At 67.4% G+C, this 21,430-nt stretch carries 23 protein-coding genes; 14 read left to right on the top strand and 9 right to left on the bottom strand.

Features of this window, described 5'->3' with window-relative positions:
- Positions 1-12: 12 nt before the first annotated feature.
- Positions 13-741 (bottom strand): response regulator transcription factor, encoded by a 729-nt coding sequence (locus tag BDI24065_RS18590; protein WP_012364629.1) that lies wholly within the window; start codon positions 739-741, stop codon positions 13-15.
- On the opposite strand from BDI24065_RS18590, the gene BDI24065_RS18585 reads away from it, so the two are divergent.
- From BDI24065_RS18585 to BDI24065_RS18540, 10 genes are all read left to right on the top strand, one after another.
- Positions 740-880, top strand: coding sequence for a hypothetical protein (locus BDI24065_RS18585; RefSeq protein WP_175032512.1), 141 nt, complete (start codon positions 740-742; stop codon positions 878-880). The genes BDI24065_RS18590 and BDI24065_RS18585 overlap by 2 nt on opposite strands.
- Positions 881-930: 50 nt before the next feature.
- Positions 931-2,004 carry a recombinase RecA gene (recA, locus tag BDI24065_RS18580; RefSeq protein ID WP_041492942.1) on the top strand — a complete coding sequence of 358 codons (1,074 nt, stop codon included), beginning with the start codon at positions 931-933 and terminating at the stop codon, positions 2,002-2,004.
- A complete protein-coding gene (recX, locus tag BDI24065_RS18575; RefSeq protein WP_175032511.1) occupies positions 2,004-2,873 on the top strand; it encodes a recombination regulator RecX in 870 nt (289 codons plus the stop codon). The genes recA and recX overlap by 1 nt, the downstream gene beginning before the upstream one ends.
- Before the next feature lie 146 nt (positions 2,874-3,019).
- Positions 3,020-3,628: a DUF2889 domain-containing protein gene (locus tag BDI24065_RS18570; protein ID WP_175032510.1), complete on the top strand. Its 609-nt coding sequence runs from the start codon at positions 3,020-3,022 to the stop codon at positions 3,626-3,628.
- A 68-nt stretch (positions 3,629-3,696) separates the two neighbouring features.
- Positions 3,697-4,863 carry an ADP-forming succinate--CoA ligase subunit beta gene (sucC, locus tag BDI24065_RS18565; protein WP_011353083.1) on the top strand — a complete coding sequence of 389 codons (1,167 nt, stop codon included), beginning with the start codon at positions 3,697-3,699 and terminating at the stop codon, positions 4,861-4,863.
- A 149-nt stretch (positions 4,864-5,012) separates the two neighbouring features.
- Positions 5,013-5,894 carry a succinate--CoA ligase subunit alpha gene (gene sucD, locus BDI24065_RS18560; protein ID WP_006477916.1) on the top strand — a complete coding sequence of 294 codons (882 nt, stop codon included), beginning with the start codon at positions 5,013-5,015 and terminating at the stop codon, positions 5,892-5,894.
- 156 nt (positions 5,895-6,050) lie between these two features.
- A complete protein-coding gene (locus BDI24065_RS18555) occupies positions 6,051-6,755 on the top strand; it encodes a TerC family protein (protein ID WP_175032509.1) in 705 nt (234 codons plus the stop codon).
- 97 nt (positions 6,756-6,852) lie between these two features.
- Positions 6,853-7,449: a pilin gene (locus tag BDI24065_RS18550; RefSeq protein ID WP_174967564.1), complete on the top strand. Its 597-nt coding sequence runs from the start codon at positions 6,853-6,855 to the stop codon at positions 7,447-7,449.
- A 153-nt stretch (positions 7,450-7,602) separates the two neighbouring features.
- The gene (locus BDI24065_RS18545; RefSeq protein WP_175032508.1) at positions 7,603-9,381 is read left to right on the top strand and encodes a PglL family O-oligosaccharyltransferase; all 1,779 of its coding nucleotides are present in this window, start codon (positions 7,603-7,605) and stop codon (positions 9,379-9,381) included.
- Positions 9,382-9,836: 455 nt separating this feature from the next.
- The gene (locus tag BDI24065_RS18540; protein ID WP_089426248.1) at positions 9,837-10,187 is read left to right on the top strand and encodes a TonB family protein; all 351 of its coding nucleotides are present in this window, start codon (positions 9,837-9,839) and stop codon (positions 10,185-10,187) included.
- Between the two features lie 121 nt (positions 10,188-10,308).
- On the opposite strand, the gene BDI24065_RS18535 is transcribed toward BDI24065_RS18540, so the two are convergent.
- Together BDI24065_RS18535 and moaC are read right to left on the bottom strand one after the other, a co-directional pair.
- The gene (locus tag BDI24065_RS18535; RefSeq protein WP_175032507.1) at positions 10,309-11,514 is read right to left on the bottom strand and encodes a hypothetical protein; all 1,206 of its coding nucleotides are present in this window, start codon (positions 11,512-11,514) and stop codon (positions 10,309-10,311) included.
- 90 nt (positions 11,515-11,604) lie between these two features.
- Positions 11,605-12,093, bottom strand: a complete 489-nt coding sequence (moaC, locus tag BDI24065_RS18530; protein ID WP_175032506.1) for a cyclic pyranopterin monophosphate synthase MoaC — start codon at positions 12,091-12,093, stop codon at positions 11,605-11,607.
- A 274-nt stretch (positions 12,094-12,367) separates the two neighbouring features.
- Here moaC and BDI24065_RS18525 point away from each other — a divergent pair, with 274 nt between their 5' ends.
- Positions 12,368-14,062 carry a M48 family metalloprotease gene (locus BDI24065_RS18525; RefSeq protein WP_175032505.1) on the top strand — a complete coding sequence of 565 codons (1,695 nt, stop codon included), beginning with the start codon at positions 12,368-12,370 and terminating at the stop codon, positions 14,060-14,062.
- A 39-nt stretch (positions 14,063-14,101) separates the two neighbouring features.
- Here the strand turns inward: BDI24065_RS18525 and BDI24065_RS18520 are convergent, their stop codons facing one another.
- From BDI24065_RS18520 to BDI24065_RS18495, 6 genes are all read right to left on the bottom strand, one after another.
- Complete coding sequence (locus tag BDI24065_RS18520) at positions 14,102-14,689, bottom strand: DUF2946 family protein (RefSeq protein WP_175032504.1); 588 nt, start codon at positions 14,687-14,689, stop codon at positions 14,102-14,104.
- A complete protein-coding gene (locus tag BDI24065_RS18515; protein ID WP_175032503.1) occupies positions 14,682-15,719 on the bottom strand; it encodes a hydrolase in 1,038 nt (345 codons plus the stop codon). The genes BDI24065_RS18520 and BDI24065_RS18515 overlap by 8 nt, the downstream gene beginning before the upstream one ends.
- A gap of 34 nt (positions 15,720-15,753) precedes the next feature.
- Entirely contained in the window at positions 15,754-16,200 is a 447-nt protein-coding gene (locus BDI24065_RS18510; RefSeq protein WP_006749968.1) for a nuclear transport factor 2 family protein, read from the bottom strand.
- Positions 16,201-16,315: 115 nt separating this feature from the next.
- Positions 16,316-17,353, bottom strand: a complete 1,038-nt coding sequence (waaF, locus tag BDI24065_RS18505) for a lipopolysaccharide heptosyltransferase II (protein WP_041492938.1) — start codon at positions 17,351-17,353, stop codon at positions 16,316-16,318.
- Between the two features lie 150 nt (positions 17,354-17,503).
- A complete protein-coding gene (locus BDI24065_RS18500) occupies positions 17,504-17,698 on the bottom strand; it encodes a zinc-finger domain-containing protein (RefSeq protein ID WP_006749970.1) in 195 nt (64 codons plus the stop codon).
- 50 nt (positions 17,699-17,748) lie between these two features.
- On the bottom strand, positions 17,749-18,672 hold the full coding sequence (locus tag BDI24065_RS18495; protein ID WP_011353071.1) for a branched-chain amino acid transaminase: 924 nt from the start codon (positions 18,670-18,672) through the stop codon (positions 17,749-17,751).
- Positions 18,673-18,865: 193 nt separating this feature from the next.
- Between BDI24065_RS18495 and BDI24065_RS18490 the strand changes: the two genes are divergently transcribed.
- The 3 genes from BDI24065_RS18490 to BDI24065_RS18480 all read left to right on the top strand — a co-directional run bounded on the left by BDI24065_RS18490 (position 18,866) and on the right by BDI24065_RS18480 (position 21,418).
- The gene (locus BDI24065_RS18490) at positions 18,866-19,621 is read left to right on the top strand and encodes an AzlC family ABC transporter permease (protein WP_011353070.1); all 756 of its coding nucleotides are present in this window, start codon (positions 18,866-18,868) and stop codon (positions 19,619-19,621) included.
- Positions 19,618-19,941, top strand: a complete 324-nt coding sequence (locus BDI24065_RS18485; protein WP_043190239.1) for an AzlD domain-containing protein — start codon at positions 19,618-19,620, stop codon at positions 19,939-19,941. The genes BDI24065_RS18490 and BDI24065_RS18485 overlap by 4 nt, the downstream gene beginning before the upstream one ends.
- 280 nt (positions 19,942-20,221) lie before the next feature.
- Positions 20,222-21,418, top strand: a complete 1,197-nt coding sequence (locus BDI24065_RS18480; RefSeq protein ID WP_174955509.1) for a phosphoglycerate kinase — start codon at positions 20,222-20,224, stop codon at positions 21,416-21,418.
- Positions 21,419-21,430 lie beyond the last annotated feature (12 nt).

Raw genomic sequence — 21,430 nt, 5'->3', positions numbered from 1 at the left:
CGACGCCCGGGTTCAGCGCAGCGGCGTGCCGGCCACCGCGGGCTGGGGCGCTGCCGTGTCGGCCGGCGCGGCGGGCGCGACCTTCTCGAGGCAATAGCCGAGGCCGCGCACGGTCGAGATCCGTACGCCGCTGGGTTCGATCTTCTTGCGCAGCCGGTGCACGTAGACTTCGATCGCGTTGTTGCTGACTTCCTCGCCCCATTCGCACAGATGGTCGACGAGCTGTTCCTTCGATACGAGCCGGCCGATCCGCTGCAGCAGCACCTCGAGCAGGCCGAGCTCGCGCGCGGAGAGGTCGAGCACGTGATCGTTCGCATACGCGATGCGGCCGACCTGGTCGAACGCGAGCGAGCCGTGGCGCACGACGGTCGGGCCGCCGCCCGCGCCGCGCCGGGTCAGCGCGCGCACGCGCGCCTCGAGCTCGTTGAGCGCGAACGGCTTGGCCATGTAGTCGTCGGCGCCGAGGTCGAGCCCCTTCACGCGCTCGTCGACGCTGTCGGCGGCCGTCAGGATCAGCACGGGGAGGTTCGAATTGCGGGCGCGCAGGCGCTTGAGTACGTCGAGCCCGGACATTTTCGGGAGCCCGAGATCGAGGATCAGCAGGTCGAATGTCTGCATCGACAACGCGGTATCGGCGTCGACGCCGCTCTTCACGTGGTCGACCGCATAGCCCGATTGGCGGAGTGACCGGGTGAGGCCGTCCGCGAGTATGCTGTCGTCTTCCGCGATGAGAATTCGCATGGTGCTGACCGATGGCCGGCAGGGCGTTCGCGCCGGCCAGCTGTCTCCGAAGTTATTCGTGTACAACGCAGCCTGCATTGCGGGCTTGCACAAAACACTGTTTTTTTATACAGTGTCTGCATTCGTGGGCGGCGCTTGAAAGTGGGCGCGCCTTTAACAGACGCTGCTCATCATAGCAAAGGACGATTCATGGAAGATAGCAAGAAGGGCTCCGGGATGACCGCCGAGAAGAGCAAGGCGCTGGCCGCCGCGCTTGCCCAGATCGAAAAGCAGTTCGGCAAGGGCTCGATCATGCGCATGGGCGACGGCGAGGCGACCGAGAACATCCAGGTCGTGTCCACGGGCTCGCTCGGTCTCGATATCGCGCTCGGCGTCGGCGGCCTGCCGCGCGGCCGGGTGGTCGAAATCTACGGTCCGGAATCGTCCGGTAAAACCACGCTCACGCTGCAGGTCATTGCCGAGTTGCAGAAGATCGGCGGTACGGCAGCGTTCATCGACGCCGAGCACGCGCTCGACGTTCAATATGCAGCGAAGCTCGGCGTGAACGTGCCGGAACTGCTGATCTCGCAGCCGGACACCGGCGAGCAGGCGCTTGAAATCACCGACGCGCTGGTGCGCTCGGGCTCGATCGACATGATCGTCATCGACTCGGTCGCGGCGCTCGTGCCGAAGGCCGAAATCGAAGGCGAGATGGGCGATTCGCTGCCGGGTCTGCAGGCCCGCCTGATGTCGCAGGCGCTGCGCAAGCTGACCGGCACGATCAAGCGCACGAACTGCCTCGTGATCTTCATCAACCAGATCCGGATGAAGATCGGCGTGATGTTCGGCAACCCGGAAACCACGACGGGCGGTAACGCGCTGAAGTTCTACTCGTCGGTGCGTCTCGACATCCGCCGGATCGGCTCGATCAAGAAGAACGACGAGGTGATCGGCAACGAAACCCGCGTGAAGGTCGTCAAGAACAAGGTGTCGCCGCCGTTCCGCGAAGCGATCTTCGACATCCTGTATGGCGAAGGCATTTCGCGTCAGGGCGAGATCATCGATCTCGGCGTGCAGGCGAAGATCGTCGACAAGGCGGGCGCCTGGTACAGCTACAACGGCGAGAAGATCGGCCAGGGCAAGGACAACGCGCGTGAATTCCTGCGCGAGAATCCGGAAATCGCACGCGAGATCGAGAACCGCATTCGCGAATCGCTCGGCGTGGTCGCGATGCCCGATGGTGCAGGCCAGGACGAAGCCGAGGCGATGGACGAAGAAGAGTGATGGTCGGGCGCCGAGGTCAGGCTGGCGAGCCGGAGGAGAGTGACGCGCCCGAAGCGGCGGGTCGCTCCGGCCGGCGAACCGGATCCTCGAGCGCCGATCGGCGGGGCGCGGGCAGCGATGCCGCGAACCGCACCGCGACGAGGGCATCCGACGATGCCCTCGTTTCGTTTGAGATTGCCGCACCGGACGATCCGTTCGACGACGATGAATCGTTCGACGCGCACGACCGCTCCCGCCGTCGTGTTTCCGGTGTCAGTTTCCCGGGCGATCGCGCAGCCGATACATCGGCGCCGGCCAGGGAAGATGTCTATACGCGCAGCAGCCAGCATCCGCGCCGCACACGTCGCGCGTCGGCTGCCTCTTCCAGTGCTTCGTCAGGTGACGCTCCGGGCACGACCGAGCGCAAGTCGTCGAAGCCTCAGCGATCGTTGAAGGGCCGCGCGCTCGGCTATCTGTCCAGGCGCGAATACAGTCGCACCGAACTCGCGCGCAAGCTTGCGCCTTACGTCGGCGAAGACGAATCCGTCGACCCCGTGCTTGATGCGCTGGAACAGGAAGGCTGGCTGTCCGATGCACGCTTTGCCGAGAGCCTCGTGCATCGTCGCGCGTCGCGCGTCGGTGTCGCACGCATCGTCAGTGAGCTGAAGCGTCATGCGGTGGGCGACACGCTCGTCGAGGAAGTGAATGCGCAGCTCCGCGAGACCGAATGGGCGCGTGCACAGGCGGTCTGGCGCAAGAAATTCGGTGCACTGCCGCAAACGCCGGCCGAGCGTGCGAAGCAGGCGCGCTTTCTCGCTGCGCGCGGCTTCTCGAGCGCGACCATCGTGAAGTTGCTGAAGGTCGGCGACGATTTCCCGATCGACGACTGACCGCGCCGATCGCGCGCGTGGCGCGCGATTTTGCTGCAATGCAACCGCTTCCGGACAGGCGGGAATACCCGCCGTCGCGTCAAACTGTCTCAAATACCCAATATGCTAAAATCCACGGGTTTTCCTCTTCGGCCTCAACCTCCAGCATGCCGCTATCCGAGCCCGTGCCCCGTCAGTTGCGACATCAACGCGCAATCCGAGCGGAAGCTTACGAGCGCGGCGACGGCTTGTGGGACATCGAAGCCTGCCTGACCGACCACAAGCCGCGCGATGTCGCGCTTGCGTCGGGCATCCGGCCCCAGGGCCTGCCAATCCACGAACTCTGGCTGCGCGTGACTATCGATCGTGACCTCAATGTCGTCGACGCCGAAGCGTCTTCGGAATGGGTTCCCTATCCCGGTCACTGTCAATCCGCTCCTCCCGCCTATCGGGCCCTCATCGGGCTCAATCTCTTCCGCAATTTCCGCCGCAACGCGAACCGGCTGCTCGCCGGCGTCGCAGGCTGCTCCCATCTCACCGAACTGTGCGCCGTACTGCCGACGGCAGCGATCCAGGCGTTCGCCGGTGATGTGTGGAATGTGCGCGAAGAGGGGGGCGAAGGGCCGGACCATGGCGGCGTGCATGACGAAGCGCCTTTCCAGCTCGGCCGCTGCCGGGCGTTGCGCTTCGACGGCGAGGTCGTGCGGCAGTACTACCCGCGCTGGTATGGCGCGAGCCGGCCGGACGTGCCCGGTGAAGGCAGCACGAAGGAATGAACGGAAATCATTCGAAGAAGCGTCTAAAGCGACTTTTCATCCAACTCTCAGACTGAAGGGAATCACGCATGAAGATTCACGAGTACCAGGGTAAGGAAATCCTGCGGAAATTCGGAGTCGCGGTACCGCGCGGCAAGCCGGCGTTCTCGGTTGACGAGGCCGTCAAGGTGGCAGAAGAGCTCGGCGGCCCGGTTTGGGTCGTGAAGGCTCAGATTCACGCAGGTGGCCGTGGCAAGGGCGGCGGCGTGAAGGTGGCGAAGTCGATCGAGCAGGTTCGCGAATACGCGAACCAGATCCTCGGCATGCAGCTCGTCACGCACCAGACCGGTCCGGAAGGCCAGAAGGTCAACCGTCTGATGGTCGAAGAAGGCGCCGACATCAAGCAGGAACTGTATGTCAGCCTCGTCGTCGATCGCGTGACGCAAAAGATCGTTCTGATGGGTTCGAGCGAAGGCGGCATGGACATCGAAGAAGTTGCCGAAAAGCACCCGGAACTGATCCACAAGGTCATCGTCGAGCCGTCGACGGGCCTGCTCGATGCACAGGCCGACGACCTCGCCGCGAAGATCGGCGTGCCGGCTGCTTCGATTCCGCAAGCGCGCGCGATCCTGCAAGGCCTGTACAAGGCATTCTGGGAAACCGACGCATCGCTGGCTGAAATCAACCCGCTGAACGTCTCCAGCGACGGCAAGGTCATCGCACTCGACGCGAAGTTCAACTTCGACTCGAACGCGCTGTTCCGCCACCCGGAAATCGTCGCGTACCGCGATCTGGACGAAGAAGATCCGGCTGAAATCGAAGCGTCGAAGTTCGACCTCGCGTACATCTCGCTCGACGGCAACATCGGCTGTCTCGTGAACGGCGCAGGCCTGGCAATGGCGACGATGGACACCATCAAGCTGTTCGGCGGCGAGCCGGCGAACTTCCTGGACGTCGGCGGTGGCGCGACGACCGAGAAGGTCACGGAAGCGTTCAAGCTGATGCTGAAGAACCCGGATCTGAAGGCGATCCTCGTGAACATCTTCGGCGGCATCATGCGCTGCGACGTGATCGCGGAAGGCGTGATCGCCGGTTCGAAGGCCGTGAACCTGAACGTGCCGCTCGTCGTGCGCATGAAGGGCACGAACGAGGACCTCGGCAAGAAGATGCTGGCCGATTCGGGCCTGCCGATCATCTCGGCGGACAGCATGGAAGAGGCTGCGCAGAAGGTCGTCGCGGCTGCCGCAGGCAAGTAAAGAAGCGCCCCCAGACCTGGCGCTACACGCCAGGCCCCCCGGGGGGGTCAAGAAAACTTGGGGCGGCCCGGCGTTTTCTTGGCGCGCTCAATGAATAGGTATGGCGGCGCGGTTTGCACGCGACGCCAATCGAACAGAGGTCAAAATACATGTCGATTCTGATCAACAAGGACACGAAGGTCATCACGCAGGGCATTACCGGCAAAACCGGTCAGTTCCATACGCGCGCCTGCCGTGAATACGCAAACGGCCGCGAAGCATTCGTCGCGGGCGTGAACCCGAAGAAGGCCGGCGAAGATTTCGAAGGCATTCCGATCTACGCAAGCGTCAAGGAAGCGAAGGCAGAAACCGGCGCGACCGTGTCGGTCATCTACGTTCCGCCGGCAGGCGCAGCTGCTGCGATCTGGGAAGCGGTCGAAGCCGATCTGGATCTCGCGATCTGCATCACGGAAGGCATCCCCGTCCGCGACATGATCGAAGTGAAGGACCGCATGCGTCGCGAAGGCCGCAAGACGCTGCTGCTCGGGCCGAACTGCCCGGGCACGATCACGCCGGACGAACTGAAGATCGGCATCATGCCGGGTCACATCCACCGCAAGGGCCGCATCGGCGTCGTGTCGCGTTCGGGCACGCTGACGTACGAAGCGGTTGCTCAGCTGACGGCACTCGGCCTCGGCCAGTCGTCGGCAGTCGGTATCGGCGGCGACCCGATCAACGGTCTGAAGCACATCGACGTGATGAAGATGTTCAACGACGATCCGGACACGGACGCAGTCGTGATGATCGGCGAAATCGGTGGTCCGGACGAAGCCAATGCGGCAGAGTGGATCAAGGACAACATGAAGAAGCCGGTCGTCGGCTTCATCGCTGGCGTCACGGCGCCTCCGGGCAAGCGCATGGGCCACGCCGGCGCGCTGATCTCGGGCGGTGCGGATACGGCCGAAGCGAAGCTGGAAATCATGGAAGCGTGCGGCATCACCGTCACGCGCAACCCGTCGGAAATGGGCCGTCTGCTGAAGAAGGCGCTGTAATATTTCCACCTGGGTTCGTCCTGCAGAAAACGCCGGCTTTGCCGGCGTTTTTTGTTATGCTCGCGCAATGAATTCGTAAGCACCGGGCATGCATCGCGCATGTGCCGGCGATGAACCGGGCCGCCCGCGGGCGGCCGCCGTCCTGCCCGTCACGCCATGCTCGAATTCCTGACGTCGCTCCATTGGGGCGCCGTTCTCCAGATCGTCATCATCGATATCCTGCTCGGCGGCGACAACGCGGTCGTGATCGCGCTCGCATGCCGCAACCTGCCCGCGAACCAGCGGCTGCGCGGTGTCATCTGGGGCACTGCGGGTGCAATCCTGTTGCGCGTCGCACTGATCACGTTCGCGGTCGCGCTGCTCGACGTGCCGTTCCTGAAGCTCGGTGGCGGGTTGCTGCTGCTGTGGATCGGCATCAAGCTGATGGCGCCGGCCGGCGACGCACACGACGACATCAAGCCGGCCAGCCGGCTGTGGGACGCCGTGAAGACCATCGTGATCGCCGATGCGGTGATGAGCCTCGACAACGTGATCGCGATCGCGGGCGCGGCCGAGCAGGCCGACCCGATACACCGGATTCCGCTCGTGATCTTCGGGCTCATCGTCAGCGTGCCGATCATCGTGTGGGGCAGCACGCTGGTGCTGAAGCTGCTCGACCGTTTCCCCGTCGTCGTTGCGCTCGGCGCCGGGCTGCTCGGCTGGATCGCGGGCGGGCTGATCGTGAACGACCCGGTCGGCGACCGCTGGCCGGTGCTCGATACGCCGGAAGTCCTCTACGGCGCGAGCATCGCGGGCGCGCTGTTCGTGGTGGCGATCGGATACGCGCTCAGGCGGCGCAGCGGCGCACCGCGCGCGCATTGACGCTGGCCATCCGGCCGACTGCCGGATTCACGGCCCGCTGGCTACGATCGAGACGCCTGCCTTTATCGGCAGGCGTTTTTCGTTTCCGGAGCCTGCCATGTTCGAAGCCTTTTCCGTTTCCCTGTTCCGTCGCGTAGCCGCCGATCTGCGGCGCGCGAACCGGCCGTCCCCGCGCTGGAGGCCGGCCGGCTTCACGCTGATCGAACTGATGATCGTGCTGGCGATCGTCGGCGTGATCGCAGCCTATGCGATTCCCGCGTACCAGGATTACCTTGCGCGCTCGCGCGTCGGCGAGGGGCTCGCGCTCGCGTCGTCCGCACGGCTGGCCGTCGCCGACAACGCCGCGAGCGGCGCGAGCCTCGACGGCGGCTACAGCCCGCCGGCCGCGACCCGCAACGTCGAATCCGTTGCGATCGACGGCGAGACCGGCCAGATCACGGTCGCATTCACCACGCGCGTCACCACGGCCGGCGCCAATACGCTGGTGCTCGTGCCGTCAGCGCCCGACAAGGCCGATGCGCCCACCGCACGCGTGCCGCTCAAAAAGGGCGCGATGCAGGCCGGCGCGATCGCGTGGGAGTGCTTCGCCGCCGGCAAGGATGCGTCGTCGCTGCCGGCGCCCGGGGCCGGGCCGTTGCCGGGCGATGCCGCGACGCTGCCCGCGAAATACGCGCCGGCGGAGTGTCGCGCGTAGCGCCGGTGGCGGAGCCGGGCGGCGCGGGTAGCCTGCCGCCCGCCGCTTCAGCCGGCCGGGGCGGCCGCTCCGCGTCGGGGCGCGGCGCGAAGGCCCCGCACAGAGGGGGGAAAGTTTTGTATAGTGCGCCGGTTGCTGACATCCGGTTCGCTCATGCCTTCTACTTTTTCCCGTTCGTTGCCGCTCGTTGCGCTGGCTGTCGCCCTGATCGTGCCGTACGCGATCACGAATCACACGTATCCGATCCCGACCTTCTATTCCGAATTTTCCGCACTGGTGCTGTATCTGCTGGTGGGGGTGTCCGTCGTGCTGCTCGCGCGCACGGGTCGCCCGGCCGAACCGTTTGCGGCGCCGACTGCGTTCGTCGCGCCGCTCGGGTTCGCCGCGGTGCTCATCGCGCAGGTCGCGCTGATCCCGCTCAAGGTACCGTCGATGAACTGGCTCGCGGTCGGCTATCTCGCCGCTGCGCTGGTCGCGATGCAGGCCGGCTATGCGCTCGCACGCGACGGGCTGGCCGAGGCCGTGTCGCGGATGATGGCCGGCGCGCTGCTCGTCGGCGGCGTGTTTGCGGTCGGCACGCAGATCGTGCAGTTGTTCCACCTCGAGTCGACGCTGTCGCCGTTCGTCGTGATGTACAACGTCGCGGTCGATCGCCGCCCGTACGGCAACATGGCGCAGGCGAACCACCTGGCCAGCTACATCGCGTTCGCGCTCGTGGGTGCGTTGTATCTCGTGCAGACGCGCCGGCTCGCGGTATGGGCGTGGCTCGCGCTGTCGATCGTGCTGTCGGTCGGTCTTGCGCTGACGGTGTCGCGCGGGCCGTGGCTGCAGGTCGCGGTGATGGTTGTCGCGGGCTTCTGGATGGCGTGGCTCGAATCGCGTCGCGCGCCGGGCAATGCACGTGCGTGGGTGATACCGGTCGTGCTCGCCGTGGCGTTCATCGCGGTGAACGTCGCGGTGCGCTGGGCGAACGTCCACTACCACCTGGGTCTCGCGGAATCCGCGGCTGACCGGATGCGTGACGCGGGGCAGATCGCGCCGCGCCTCGCGCTGTGGAAGTACGGGCTCGCGATGTTCCGCGAGCATCCGCTGCTCGGCGTCGGCTGGGGCGAGTTCCCGTCGCACCAGTTCGCGCTGGTGCGCGCGCTCGGCGGCGTCGAGATCGCGAACAACTCGCATGACATCTTCATCGACCTGCTCGCGAAGTCCGGCCTCGTCGGCCTGGGCGTGCTCGTCGTCGCGCTCGTGACGTGGTTCGTGCGTGCGGTGCGCGCGCCGCAGTCGAGCATGCGCGTGTTCGGCTTCGCGCTGATCGGCATCCTGCTGATGCACGCGCTGGTCGAGTATCCGCAGCAGTACATGTTCTTCCTGCTGCCCGCGATGTTCGTGATCGGGCTGCTCGAAGTGAAGCCGCTGCGCATCCTGCCGGGGCGGGCAGCCTTCGGGCTGTTCGCGGTGCTGTCGGTCGGCGGCGTGCTGGCGGCGGTGCCGGTGCTGCGCGATTACCAGCGCGCGGAAGTGCTGTATTACGGCAGCGATCCGGCCGCGCAGTACCGCGATGCGCCGTCGCTGCTGTTCGGCGCCTGGGGTGAGTATGGCGCGGCCACGCTGCTCCCGATTTCCCCGGACGACCTGCCGGCCAAGCTCGCCGCGCATGAAAAGGCGATCGCGCTGCTGCCTGGCGAGACGGTACTGCGCCGCTATGCGGCGCTGCAGGCGCTGGCCGGCCACGAAGCCGACGCGCTCGACACCGTCGCGCGCCTGCACGTGTTTGCAAAGGAGCTGAAGGACTGGCCGCAGCAACTGGCGGCGCTGTACAAGCTGTGCGACCAGCAGCCGGCGCTGAAGCCATTCAAGGCGGCGGTCGTTGCGAAATACGGCGAAGTGCCGGCCGATGCGGCCGACGACGAGGACGACGACGATTCGGATTGATGCGCACAGTGCCTGCTGGAACGGGGAATTCCGGCAGGCGCCGCGCCGTGATGAAGTCGCGGCGCGCATCGGGCGTTACAGCCCGGCGCGAGCCCGGCGAATCCGGCCGCGTATCGATTACCTCGCGGATTGCGCGGATTCCGGCAGAAGGCGCGGCGATTCGCGTCAACCATTGTCAAATCGCCGCCGCTTGTAGGGCGGCGCGTGCACAATGCGCGAAAGCGCTCGCGTGCCGGCCCGTGAGAGGCAAAGGCCGGCGAGAGCGCAGGCAACACCCCGGCCACCGGGGAAGTCCACCAAGCAGGATCGCGGCCGAGCATCGATCGGCCGTGCGGCCGTAACGGGGCGCCGGTCCGATGGCCGCGGCGCAGTGGGACGCATGCGATGCGGCCGGGCGATGTTCCCCGGTGCGCGGCACATGCGTCCGGAACAGTGCTGAAGAACGATATTCGACCATGGCTATTCGCTCGACCTACCTGATCCTGCCCGCCGTCGCGATGCTGTTTTCCGGCTGCGCGATGCTGTCGTCGTCGCAGGAAAGCAAGCTGACGTGCCACATTCCGCGCGCCGTCTATCCGGATACCGCGAAGCCGCTCACGCGCCCGGCGACCGTGCTCGTGCGCGCGCTGATGACGACATCCGGCGAAGCGCAGAACGTGACCGTGACGACGAGCAGCCGCAACGCGGCGGCCGACCGCGCGGCCGTCGACGCGATGACGCACGCGACCTGCGTGCAGACGGGCGCGACCGCGAACCCGTTCCTGCTGACCCAACCGTTCGTGTTCGAGCCGCAGCGCGGCCAGTGATACGCGGGCGGCGCTGCCTGCGTGCGGGTTGCCGCCCGGTTGCGTTTCCTGCCAGCCGCTTCGTTGTGCATGGCCACGGACAGTCGATGCGCGCGGCCGTTGCGGCGCGCGCGCCCGACGTTCAGTGCTGCGGCATCAGGTTCGCGCCGCGACAAGCCGGCTCGGCCGCCGTGCTCAGCCCGAGCAGCGTGAACCCGTTGCGCTCCTGGCGAATCTGCGCATAGTGCCGCGCGACCGTTTCCCCGGTGGTGCCCGTCAGATCGAGTTCGACCTGGAAGCGGTCCTTGCTGTCCGAGCAGCTGCGCACCGGGCCGTACGCGAACCCCCTTCCTGCCGCCTTGCCGGCCTTGTCGAACGCCTGCCGGCCTTTCAGCGCGGCCGCGGCGGCGGCGGGCTCGCTCCATTCGCGCGCCAGCGCGTCGTCCGCCTTCAGCCATTCGTCGACGAAATCCCGGCCGTTGAGCGCGACGGGTTGTACGCGCTGAACGGAGCCGCCGTCGACGCGATAGCGGAAGACACCGGGCCGCGTCATCACTTCGCTGTCCATCGAGCCGACCGTCGCGCGTACCTCGAAGCCGTCGGGGCGCACCTTGAACCGGATCGGGTTCTCATCGATCACGTAGCTGTTTTCGGAATGGAACACCGTGCGTTGCGCGGCCGAGCCGTTGGCCGGTGCGACCACGTCCGCGGCGAACTGGCTCCATCGCGACGCGCACGACGGTGTACCGTGGACAACCGCGACCTGCCCGCCTGGCAGCGCCGAGAACCAGAAGCCGCTGCCGTACGCGCCGCCGATGTCCTGGTAGCCGTCGGCCTGCCAGCGCAGCACGCGCCGCCAGGCGCCGTTTTCCCATGCGTAAGCGGTCAGCAGGTTGTCGTCGCCGCATGCGATGTCGAGGCCGGCGCGCACGAACAGCAACGGACGGGACGTGCCGCCGCGTTCGACGTCGACGTCCGGATTGCGGCCGAAGGCCGATTCGCCGTCTTTCGGCTGGACGGGGCGGGCCGGCACGCCGAGCGCGGCCGCGAGCGTGCGCTTCAGTGCGGCCGGGTCGACCTGCTCGTCGCTGCACGCGAGCCGCGCATCGATCGTGCCGACGAGCGCCTGCTTGTACGCACGCAGCGCGTCGCGCAGCGGCGGCGGAATGTCGACACCGCTGCCGTCGCTTGTCGGAATACGGATCTGCTGGACGCGGTGCTGCGCGTCGATGGCCGCCCGCGCGGCGGTGTCGGCGGCGGGGCAGGCGCTGGCGGCCGATGCGACGGCCGGCAGCAGCGAGAGCGCGCACAGCAGCGGCGCGCCGTATTTCAGCGTGAGGTTCTTCATGGGTGATGTGTTTTTCTGGTTGTTATCGTTCGAACGGGGTATCGCTACGGCCGACGACGCCCCGTGAATGGCTGCTGTTGCCGTTGGCGCTTAACCGGCCGTGTCTTCCGCCTTCCAGTCCCCCGACTTCCCGCCGCGCTTCTCGCGCACGCTCACATCGGTGATCACCATCCCGCGATCGACGGCCTTGCACATGTCGTAGACGGTCAACAGCCCGACCTGCACGGCGGTCAGCGCTTCCATCTCGACGCCGGTCCGGCCGAACGTTTCGACCTGCACGGCGCAGTGGACGCCCGGCAGCGCGTCGTCGAGTTCGAAGTCAACGGCCACGCGCGTCAGCGCGAGCGGGTGGCACAGCGGGATGAGGTCGGCCGTGCGCTTGGCGCCCTGGATGGCCGCGATGCGCGCGACGCCGAGCACGTCGCCTTTCTTGGCCTTGCCGTCGCGGATCAGCGCGAACGTGGCCGGCAGCATCCGGATCGTGCCGCGCGCGATCGCGATGCGTTGGGTTTCCTGCTTGCCGCCGACGTCGACCATGTGTGCATGGCCGGCGGCGTCGAAATGGGTAAGTCCTGACATGTCGTGCTCCGGTGGAACGGCGTGCTCGCGCGAGCACGTCCGTCGGTCCTGCTTCGCGATCGGGCAGGGCGCCGTATTGAATCCTCGCACCCCGATCCGATCCCACGTTTCAACGGGCGCCTATCATAGCAGTGGCATTCGCGGCGCCGGGTACGCAGATGGCGCCCATGCCGCACGGGACAGTCGCGATGTCGCCGGTACAATGACCCGAATATTCAGACCAAACGCCGCGATGCGCGCCCGGCGCGCGGGACGGCGTCGCTTTCATCCTGCCATGCGTGTCAAACAGTTGCTTGCCGTGTCGCTGTCGGTGGCGCTCGCATTGCCGCCGAGCGGCCATGCGCAGAGTGCGTCCGCGCCGCCGCTCGAATCGGCGGCCAGCGGCGCGCGGTCGATTTCCACCGTGCCGTCCGGCATCGCGGCCGGCGTGTTCGGCACGTACGGCGGCGCGGAGAGCCGGTTTTCGGACACCGGCGGCGCGTCGGCGCCGGCCGCGAGCCTGCGCGCGCCGCTTCGCTCGTTCGAGCTGCCCGATCTGGGCGACGGTTCCGGCGGTTCGCTGACGCCGCAGGCCGAGCGCCGGCTCGGTGAGCGCGTGATGCGCGAAGTGCGGCGCGATCCCGACTATCTCGACGACTGGCTCGTGCGCGACTACCTGAACGCGATGGCGGCGCGGCTCGCGGCCGCGGCGGCCGCGCGCTTCATCGGCGGCTACACGCCGGACTTCGAGCTGTTCCCGGTGCGCGACCCGCAGATCAACGCGTTCTCGATGCCGGGCGGCTTCATCGGGATCAACAGCGGGCTCGTCGTCACGACGCAGACGGAATCGGAGCTCGCATCGGTGGTCGGCCACGAGATGGGGCACGTGCTGCAGCGGCATATCGCGCGGATGATCGGCGCGAGCGAGAAGACCGGCTATACGGCGCTCGCGACGATGCTGCTCGGCGTGCTGGCCGGCGTGCTTGCGAGAAGCGGCGACCTCGGCAGCGCGATCGCGGTGGGCGGGCAGGCGTATGCGGTGGACAACCAGCTGCGCTTTTCGCGTTCGGCCGAGCGCGAGGCCGATCGCGTCGGTTTCCAGCTGCTCGCGGGTGCGGGCTATGACCCGTACGGGATGCCGGGATTCTTCGAGCGGCTCGACCGCGCGTCGATGGGCGATGCGGGCGTGCCGGCCTATGCGCGCACCCACCCGCTGACCGGCGAGCGGATCGCCGACATGGAGGATCGCGCGCGCCGCGCGCCGTACCGGCAGCCGCGCCAGTCGCCCGAATACGGGTTCGTGCGTGCGCGGCTGCGCATCCTGCAGAACCGCGCGCCGACCGACATCGCGGCCGAGGCGCGGCGGATGCAGTTCGAGATCGACGATCGCACCGCGCCGAACGTCGCGGCGAACTGGTATGGGATCGCGCTCGCGAATGCGCTGCTCGGCGAGTACGACGCAGCCGGCAAGGCGCTCGCGTCGGCGCGCAATGCGTTCGATGCGCGCGAGCGGCGCGAGGACGATCCGGCGACGAGCTCGCCGAGCCTCGACGTGCTGGCCGCCGACATCGCGCGCCGCGCGGGGCGGACCGACGACGCGGTGCGGCTCGCGGCGCTCGCGCAGCGGCGCTGGCCGGCGTCGCACGCCGCGATCGTTGCGCATCTTCAGGCCCTGATCGCCGCGCGTCGTTTCACCGAAGCGCAGGCGCAGGCACGTGCACAAGCGAAGGCCGACCCCGAGCAGCCGGACTGGTGGGACTATCTCGCGAAGGCGAGCGACGGCAAGGGCGACCTGCTGGCGCGGCGCCGCGCGCTGGCGGAGAAGCTCGCGCTCGACGGCGCGTGGCCGTCGGCGATTCGCCAGCTGAAGGAAGCGCGCGACGCGAAGGACGTGTCGTTCTACGAGCAGTCGATGATCGGTGCGCGGCTGCTGGAATTCGAGGCGCGCTACAAGGAAGAGCGCGAAGACGAGAAGAACGGCCGCGGGTAGCGGCCGGTACGCGGCAAGCGCGGACAGGGCCGCCGCGGGTCAGGCGCTGCCGTCGGCCGCGTCGCGAGCCTGTTGCGCCGGGCTTGCAACGTAGCCGAATCGCGTGGGCACATCGGCGCAGACGATGCTGTCGAGCGGCAGCGTGCGGCCGTCGCGCCAGCGCAGCACGGGCGGCGCGGCATCGAAATCCGCGTGATCGGCGAACAGCCCGAGATCGTGATCGTGCAGCGCCGCGATGCGTGGCCGCGTGCCGGCCGCGCGAAACAGCACGCCACCCGCATCGTCGAGCCAGGCTTCGTCCGGTTCGAACGGCGTGCCGGTCTGGTCGGTGAGCGTGAGCTGCCCGTCGCGCTCGGCGAGCCGGACGACCCACGGCGTATAAGCCAGCTCGACGTACACGCGTTGCGGCCCGTTCTGGAAGAACCACTGGCCCTGCGCATCGCATTCGTAATTGCGGGCGATGAACGCGTTCAGCGCCGCATGCCGGACCGGCGAGCCGAGCTCGCCGGCCGCCTGGGCCGCGTCGTCACGCAGCCGCCATTCGCCGCGCCGGTCGAGCAACAGCCAGCCGGTACAGTGCGGCACGTTCGGCCACTTGGCGAGGGCCTGCCTGACGATGTCATCCATGGTCGACGAATTTGGAGCAGTAGCCGAACACCCGCGCCGACAACCAGTCGAGGCGCCCGGGGAACGGCCCGGTCATGAAACCCGCATGGCCGCCTGCCGCGGGCTGGTCGAGCTCGACGGCCGGCGAGACGTCGGCCGGGCCCGGCAGCGCGGACTCGGGCAGGAACGGGTCGTTGCGGGCGTTGAGGATCAGCGTCGGCACGTCGATCGCGGGCAGCAGCGGCCGTGTCGTCGCCTTGGTCCAGTAGTCGTCCGCGTTCGCGAAACCGTGCAGCGGCGCGGTGACGACCTCGTCGAAGTCGCGCATCGTCACGGCCTGCAGCATTGCTTCGCGGTCGAACAGCCCCGGGTACTGGTCGAGCTTCGCGATTGCCTTGCGCTTGAGCGTCTTCAGGAAGCTGCGTGTGTAGACCATCGCAAAGCCTTGCGACAGCGCCCGCCCGCCGGCGTGTACGTCGAGCGGCGTCGAGATCGCGGCGGCCGCCCGCAGGATCGACGTGTCGCTGCGATGCTCGCCGAGCCAGCGCAGCAGCACGTTGCCGCCGAGCGACACGCCGGCCGCGACCAGCGGCCCGCGATGCTGCGCGGCGAGCCGGCGCAGGATCCAGTCGACTTCGGCGCTGTCGGCGAGATGGTAGAAGCGCGGCTGGCGGTTGATCTCGCCGCTGCAACTGCGAAAGTGCGGCACGACGGCGTGCCAGCCTTTCGCGCGCGCGGCGGCCATCATCGCGAGTGCGTAGTGCGAGCCGGAGCTGCCTTCGAGGCCGTGGAACAGCACGAACAGCGGCGCATCGGGCGCCGGCGCCGCGCTGTCGAGATGCGCGACCCAGTCGAGATCGATGAAGTCGTGGTCGGGGGTTTCCCATCGCTCTCGTCGGTAAGCGACGACGGGACGCCGCGCGAACAGCGCAGGCACGATGGTTTGCGCATGGCTGTTGGGCAGCCAGCGTGGTGCGCGATAGCGCAGAAGGTCGTCGTCGGGGGCCGGAGCCCCGGTCAGCGGCGAGGTGGGCGGAGAAGCCGTACTCATGATCGCCCCGCGTATGCGTTGCTTCGTCTTTTCGTCAGTGCAGCGGACCCTGCCCGTGACGGATCTTCGCGGCGAATTGTCCGGCCGCTTGTTCGGGAATCGGGCTCGCGTGGATATGCGCGATGCGCCACTCGCCGCGTTCGTGAATCATCACGTACGTGGCGAAAACCATATCGGGTTCGGCCGTCAGGTCGGCCTGCTGATGCGCTTCGGCGATCGTATAGACGACCGTGCCGAGGCTGTCGTACACGCGGATGTCGAGCGGCTCGATCGTCACGGGGCGCGTGGCGAGCCGGTTGGCGAGCCCGCTGCGGATCTGGTCGAGGCCGTGCAGATGCTCGCCGTCCGCCCATACGCAGCTGGCGAAATCCTCGTCGATCCACAATCCCAGCAGCGCGTCGAGATTGGCATCGGCGACGGCCTGGTAGTAGGCATTCAACGTATCGGCGGCGGCTTCGAAGAGGCGGGCAAAACGTGGCATCGGGGTTATCTCTCGCGCGCGTCGCGCGCCGTATTCAGCACGGCGGCCCGGATGGAGCCGCCGTACACCGGTGAATCGGATTGCCCGGCGCGCCGTGCGACGCTGCCGGCCAGGGTCAGCGCTGCCCGACGAGCATGCCGCGCAAATCGCCGAATACCTGCTCGGGACCGAGTTCGCGCAGGCACTTCAGGTGGCCGAGCGGGCACTCGCGTTCGAAGCAGGGACTGCATTCGAGATGAAGCCATTGTACCTTCGCCAGGTCCGACAGCGGAGGGGTGTGGCGCGGATCGGTCGATCCGTACAGCGCGACGAGTGGCCGGCGTAGCGCGGCGGCAACGTGCATCAGCCCCGAGTCGTTGGTGACCACCGCGTTCGCGCGTGCGATCAACGCGCACGCCTCGGACAGCGACGTCTGCCCGCACAGGTTGCGCACGTTCGGCGCGTGGTCGGCGATCGCCTGTGCCGCGGCGGCATCCTTCTGCGAGCCGAGCGCGACGATCTGCGTGTACGGGAACGACTGGTGGACGATGGTGGCGAGCGATGCGAAGTGCTCGGGCGGCCAGCGCTTGGCCGGGCCGTATTCGGCGCCGGGGCAGAACACGACGAGCGGCTTGCGTGTATCGAGATTGAAACGTGCGGACACGCGCGCCGTCTCGTTCAGGTCGGCGTCGAGGCGCGGCGCGGGCAGCGTCTTCATCGACTCGGGCAGCTTCGCGCCCGGCGCGTACGCGAGCGCCGCGTAGTGCGTCGTCATCGGCGGCCGCTCGCCCGACTTGTCGGGGTTCGCGTGCCGCACGTTCAGCAGCCCGTAGCGGTGCTCGCCCGTATAGCCGACCCGCAGCGGGATGTTCGCGAGCCACGGGATCACCGCGGATTTCAGCGAATTCGGCAGCACGTACGCCGCGTCGTAGCCGACGTCGCGCAGGTCGCTCGCGAGCTGCCAGCGGCGCAGCAGCTGCAGCTTGCCGTGCGCGAGATCGGTCGCGTAGACATCGTGGATCTCGGGCATCCGCTCGAGCACGGGCGCGACCCACGAGGGCGCGACGGCATCGATCGCGATGCGGGGATGGTTTTTCTTCAGCAGCGCAAAAAGCGGCTGCGCCATCAATGCGTCACCGATCCAGTTCGGTGCGATAACCAGCGCTCGACGCATCAGGTCGACTTCCGATGTCGTAATGAAGCACGGCGCTCAGGCGCCGCGTTCGGGTTGCCAGAATGGAGAAGGGCGGCGCGCCGGCAATCCGGCTGCGCCGCCTTGGGGGCCGGCGGGCCTGCATGAGCCTGCCGGCCCGGCCGCCGGGGCTCAGTGGCCCTTGACGACCTCGCCGTCGCGCAGCTTGTAGCGCGTGCCGCAGTACGGGCAGCGCGCTTCGCCGTGCGAGACGTCGATGAAGACGCGCGGGTGGGCGCTCCAGCGCGCCATGGCCGGGTTCGGGCAGTACGCGGGAAGATCCTTGGCCGTCAGCTCGACCAGCGGCATTTCCTTGATTTCACTCATGAGACTTTCTCTTATCACTCTTTTGTGGGGCGGTATGTGGCGCAGCGCGCTCAGACCTTCGTCAGCCAGTGCGCGTACTTCGCGTTCTTGCCCGACACGATATCGAAAAACGCCGACTGGAGCTTTTCCGTGACGGGGCCGCGCGCGCCGCTGCCGATCGTGCGGTTGTCGAGCTCGCGGATCGGCGTGACTTCAGCGGCCGTGCCGGTGAAGAACGCTTCGTCGGCCGTGTAGACCTCGTCGCGCGTGATGCGTTTCTCGATCACTTCGATGCCGGCGTCCTTCGCGAGCGTGATGACGGTATCGCGCGTGATGCCGTCGAGGCACGACGACAGGTCGGGCGTGTACAGCTTGCCGTTGTTCACCAGGAAGAAGTTCTCGCCGGAGCCTTCCGACACGTAGCCGTCGACGTCGAGCAGCAGCGCTTCGTCGTAGCCGTCGGCCGTCGCTTCCTGGTTCGCCAGGATCGAGTTCACGTACCAGCCCGACGCCTTCGCGCGCACCATCGACACGTTCACGTGGTGGCGCGTGAACGACGACGTCTTCACGCGGATGCCCTTCGCGAGGCCTTCCTCGCCGAGGTACGCGCCCCACGGCCATGCGGCGATCGCGACGTGGATCGTGTTGCCCTTCGCGGCCACGCCGAGCTTTTCCGAGCCGACCCAGATGATCGGGCGCAGGTAGCACGACTCGAGCTTGTTCTCGCGCACGACTTCGAGCTGCGCGGCTTCGAGCGTTTCCCGGTCGAACGGCACGTCCATCTGGAAGATCTTCGCCGAATTCAGCAGACGTTTCGTGTGCTCGTACAGGCGGAAGATCGCGGTGCTGCCGTCGGCCGACTTGTACGCGCGCACGCCCTCGAAGACGCCCATGCCGTAGTGCAGCGTGTGGGTCAGGACGTGGATCTTGGCATCGCGCCAGTCGATCAGCTTGCCGTCCATCCAGATCTTGCCGTCGCGGTCGGCCATTGACATAGATTTCTCCTGGGATGCGGTTGTATGCAGCGTTGAGCCGGAAAGACGCTTATTTTAGCGTCATTTGAAGGCGATCCGGTCGGTCGGTGCGGGGCCGGCGCTATAATCGCCCGGTACCGATTCCAATAACGACGGGTCGTACCGGCAGGAGGCGCCGGCGCCCCGACGAACCGCCCGCTGCGGCCCGCTTCCCATGCTCGCTCGATTGTCCGCCACCGACCGCTTCGCGCTGATCCAGGGCGCGCGCGACTATTCCCCGACGCTGATGGCGATTTTCTCGTGGGGGCTCGTCACCGGCATCGCGATGAGCAAGTCGGTGATGACACTCGGGCAGGCGAGCGCGATGTCGCTGCTGGTCTATGCGGGCTCGTCGCAGCTCGCGGTGCTGCCGCTCCTCGCGGCGAAGCTGCCGATCTGGACCATCCTGCTCACGGCCGCGATGGTCAACACGCGCTTCGTGATCTTCAGCGCCGGGCTTGCTCCCCATTTTTCCTACCTGCCGCTGTGGCGGCGCCTCGCGATCGGCTATTTCAACGGCGACGTGATCTACCTGCTGTTCCAGAAACAGGGCTTCGCGTACGGCCACGTGCCGGGCAAGGAGGCGTATTTCTGGGGGATGGCGCTCGCGAGCTGGCTGTCGTGGCAGGTGTCGTCGCTCGCCGGCATCCTGCTCGCGAGCTTCTTTCCCGCGAGCTGGGGGCTGGAACTGGCCGGCACGCTCGCGCTGATCCCGATCATGGTGTCGGCGGTCGCGAACCGCTCGACGCTCGCGGCCGTCGCGGTCGCCGGCGTCGTGTCGCTCATCGCGTTCGACCTGCCGTACCGGCTCGCGCTGCCGCTCGCGGTGCTCGCCGCGCTCGCGGCCGGCTGCACGGCCGATTTCTTCGTCGAGCGGGCCGACTGGCGGCGCATCCGCACCGAAACCGTGCACGAAAAGGAAATCGAATGAGCGCGACGGACATCTGGATCGTCATCATCGGGATGACGATCGTCACGGCGGTCACGCGCGCGCTGTTCCTGATCGGCGGCGAACGCACCGTGCTGCCCGAACGCGCACAGCGCGCGATGCGCTACGCGCCGGCGGCGGCACTGGTCGCCGTCGTGCTGCCCGACGTGCTCGAAACGCCGGCCGGCCTGTCGTTCGCGCTGTCCAACCATCCGTTCTACGCGGCGCTCGCCGGCCTCGGCTGGTTCTTGTGGCGGCGCAGCATGCTCGGCACGATCGTCGTCGGGATGCTCGTGTTCACCGTACTGCGCCTGATCTTCTGATGGGCTGCCGTTCAGGCCTGCCGGGCACCGGCCGCTCGTGCGGGCGCATTGCTGCATTGCAGCAATGCGTCTGTTCCCGCCGACGATCTCAAATAGGCGGAATTCGCCGCCGCACGGGTCAGTCTGCCGGGTGGATCGGCTAGAATGCCCGTTCGAGATTTTTTACCCGTGCGCGTCATGCGAACCGCCAGCCACGGCCGCATCCGGCGCCCTTTCGCGGCAGCCCGCGCACGTCCAGCGTGAACCCCCTTTCCCCATCCACCACTTCAATTTGTTCAACATGAGCCAAGTCAAGCGTCTTACCGACCTGATCGCCGCCGGCCAGCTCGCCGGCAAGCGGGTATTCATCCGCGCCGACCTGAACGTCCCGCAGGACGACCAGGGCAACATCACCGAAGACACGCGCGTGCGTGCGTCCGTGCCGGCCATCCAGGCCGCGCTCGACGCCGGCGCGGCCGTGATGGTCACGTCGCACCTCGGTCGCCCGACCGAAGGCGAATTCAAGCCGGAAGATTCGCTCGCGCCGGTCGCGAAGCGCCTCGCCGAGCTGCTCGGCCGTGACGTGCCGCTCGTCTCGAACTGGGTCGAGAACGGTGTGAACGTCGCACCGGGCCAGGTCGTGCTGCTCGAGAACTGCCGCGTGAACAAGGGCGAGAAGAAGAATTCGGACGAGCTCGCGCAAAAGATGGCGAAGCTCTGCGACGTGTACGTGAACGACGCGTTCGGCACCGCGCACCGCGCGGAAGCGACCACCCACGGGATCGCGAAGTACGCGCCGGTCGCGTGCGCGGGCCCGCTGCTGGCCGCCGAACTCGACGCGCTGGGCAAGGCGCTCGGCGCCCCGGCCCGCCCGCTGGTGGCGATCGTCGCCGGTTCGAAGGTGTCGACCAAGCTCACGATCCTGAAATCGCTGGCCGGGAAGGTCGACCAGCTGATCGTCGGCGGCGGCATCGCGAACACGTTCATGCTCGCGGCCGGCCTGTCGATCGGCAAGTCGCTCGCGGAAGCCGACCTCGTCAACGAGGCGAAGGCGATCATCGACGAAGCGCGCGAGCGCGGCGCGTCGGTGCCGATCCCGACCGACGTCGTGACGGCCAAGGAATTCTCGCCGACGGCCGTGGCCACGGTGAAGCAGGTCGCCGACATCGAAGCGGACGACATGATCCTCGACATCGGCCCCGATACGGCCAAGGCGCTCGCAAGCCAGCTCGAGAAGGCCGGCACGATCGTGTGGAACGGTCCGGTCGGCGTGTTCGAGTTCGACCAGTTCGGCAACGGCACCAAGACGCTCGCGGAAGCGATCGCCAAATCGTCCGCGTTCTCGATCGCGGGCGGCGGCGACACGCTCGCGGCCATCGCGAAGTACGGCATCCATGACCAGGTCAGCTACATCTCGACGGGCGGCGGCGCCTTCCTCGAGTTCCTCGAGGGGAAGAAGCTGCCGGCAGTGGAAGTGCTGGAAACGCGGGCGGCCTGAGCGTGGCGGCGC

The sequence above is a fragment of the Burkholderia lata genome (assembly GCF_902499025.1).
In the GTDB taxonomy this organism is placed as follows: Bacteria; Pseudomonadota; Gammaproteobacteria; order Burkholderiales; family Burkholderiaceae; genus Burkholderia; species Burkholderia lata_C.
The sequence above is the reverse complement of the archived record's forward strand: the minus strand, read 5'-3'. Positions and strand labels throughout refer to the sequence as shown.

Bases quoted from the DNA above. Each gene is read 5' to 3' on its own strand.
- BDI24065_RS18585 (WP_175032512.1), top strand. From the start codon at position 740: ATGGTGCTGACCGATGGCCGGCAGGGCGTTCGCGCCGGCCAGCTGTCT.
- BDI24065_RS18590 (WP_012364629.1), bottom strand. From the start codon at position 741: ATGCGAATTCTCATCGCGGAAGACGACAGCATACTCGCGGACGGCCTC.
- recA (WP_041492942.1), top strand. From the start codon at position 931: ATGGAAGATAGCAAGAAGGGCTCCGGGATGACCGCCGAGAAGAGCAAG.
- recX (WP_175032511.1), top strand. From the start codon at position 2,004: ATGGTCGGGCGCCGAGGTCAGGCTGGCGAGCCGGAGGAGAGTGACGCG.
- BDI24065_RS18570 (WP_175032510.1), top strand. From the start codon at position 3,020: ATGCCGCTATCCGAGCCCGTGCCCCGTCAGTTGCGACATCAACGCGCA.
- sucC (WP_011353083.1), top strand. From the start codon at position 3,697: ATGAAGATTCACGAGTACCAGGGTAAGGAAATCCTGCGGAAATTCGGA.
- sucD (WP_006477916.1), top strand. From the start codon at position 5,013: ATGTCGATTCTGATCAACAAGGACACGAAGGTCATCACGCAGGGCATT.
- BDI24065_RS18555 (WP_175032509.1), top strand. From the start codon at position 6,051: ATGCTCGAATTCCTGACGTCGCTCCATTGGGGCGCCGTTCTCCAGATC.
- BDI24065_RS18550 (WP_174967564.1), top strand. From the start codon at position 6,853: ATGTTCGAAGCCTTTTCCGTTTCCCTGTTCCGTCGCGTAGCCGCCGAT.
- BDI24065_RS18545 (WP_175032508.1), top strand. From the start codon at position 7,603: ATGCCTTCTACTTTTTCCCGTTCGTTGCCGCTCGTTGCGCTGGCTGTC.
- BDI24065_RS18540 (WP_089426248.1), top strand. From the start codon at position 9,837: ATGGCTATTCGCTCGACCTACCTGATCCTGCCCGCCGTCGCGATGCTG.
- BDI24065_RS18535 (WP_175032507.1), bottom strand. From the start codon at position 11,514: ATGAAGAACCTCACGCTGAAATACGGCGCGCCGCTGCTGTGCGCGCTC.
- moaC (WP_175032506.1), bottom strand. From the start codon at position 12,093: ATGTCAGGACTTACCCATTTCGACGCCGCCGGCCATGCACACATGGTC.
- BDI24065_RS18525 (WP_175032505.1), top strand. From the start codon at position 12,368: ATGCGTGTCAAACAGTTGCTTGCCGTGTCGCTGTCGGTGGCGCTCGCA.
- BDI24065_RS18520 (WP_175032504.1), bottom strand. From the start codon at position 14,689: ATGGATGACATCGTCAGGCAGGCCCTCGCCAAGTGGCCGAACGTGCCG.
- BDI24065_RS18515 (WP_175032503.1), bottom strand. From the start codon at position 15,719: ATGAGTACGGCTTCTCCGCCCACCTCGCCGCTGACCGGGGCTCCGGCC.
- BDI24065_RS18510 (WP_006749968.1), bottom strand. From the start codon at position 16,200: ATGCCACGTTTTGCCCGCCTCTTCGAAGCCGCCGCCGATACGTTGAAT.
- waaF (WP_041492938.1), bottom strand. From the start codon at position 17,353: ATGCGTCGAGCGCTGGTTATCGCACCGAACTGGATCGGTGACGCATTG.
- BDI24065_RS18500 (WP_006749970.1), bottom strand. From the start codon at position 17,698: ATGAGTGAAATCAAGGAAATGCCGCTGGTCGAGCTGACGGCCAAGGAT.
- BDI24065_RS18495 (WP_011353071.1), bottom strand. From the start codon at position 18,672: ATGTCAATGGCCGACCGCGACGGCAAGATCTGGATGGACGGCAAGCTG.
- BDI24065_RS18490 (WP_011353070.1), top strand. From the start codon at position 18,866: ATGCTCGCTCGATTGTCCGCCACCGACCGCTTCGCGCTGATCCAGGGC.
- BDI24065_RS18485 (WP_043190239.1), top strand. From the start codon at position 19,618: ATGAGCGCGACGGACATCTGGATCGTCATCATCGGGATGACGATCGTC.
- BDI24065_RS18480 (WP_174955509.1), top strand. From the start codon at position 20,222: ATGAGCCAAGTCAAGCGTCTTACCGACCTGATCGCCGCCGGCCAGCTC.